At 35.3% G+C, this 252-nt stretch carries 1 protein-coding gene; it reads right to left on the bottom strand.

Annotation, left to right across the window (positions count from 1 at the left end; genetic code table 11):
- Positions 1-81: 81 nt before the first annotated feature.
- Positions 82-252: SirB2 family protein (locus tag SB751_RS33385; RefSeq protein ID WP_410749419.1), on the bottom strand; the 171-nt coding region annotated here is incomplete at its 5' end.

Genomic DNA, 252 nt, shown 5'->3' with positions numbered 1-252 from the left:
AGGTTAGATACCAATAATCAGAAATGAAATAAAGAGGCAAGCTTTACACGTGTAGTGTAAAGCTTAAGCAAGTATTGTTAATTACAACAATAGCGGGGCTTTAGCGGTTGCTAAAAAGCCAATAGCTAAGATAACCGCAGTGTTAAACACTAAAAACATAACTTTAGGTAATGTTGTGGTTTGCTTCGCACTAATAATCCCAACGGCGATATAAACAACCACCAGTATAATTTTTTCTAATAGCCAAAGTTG

Origin of the sequence: Cupriavidus sp. SIMBA_020 (assembly GCF_046535395.1) — a bacterium.
GTDB classification, from domain to species: domain Bacteria; phylum Pseudomonadota; class Gammaproteobacteria; order Burkholderiales; family Burkholderiaceae; genus Cupriavidus; species Cupriavidus campinensis.
This window is presented reverse-complemented; position numbering and strand designations above follow the sequence as displayed.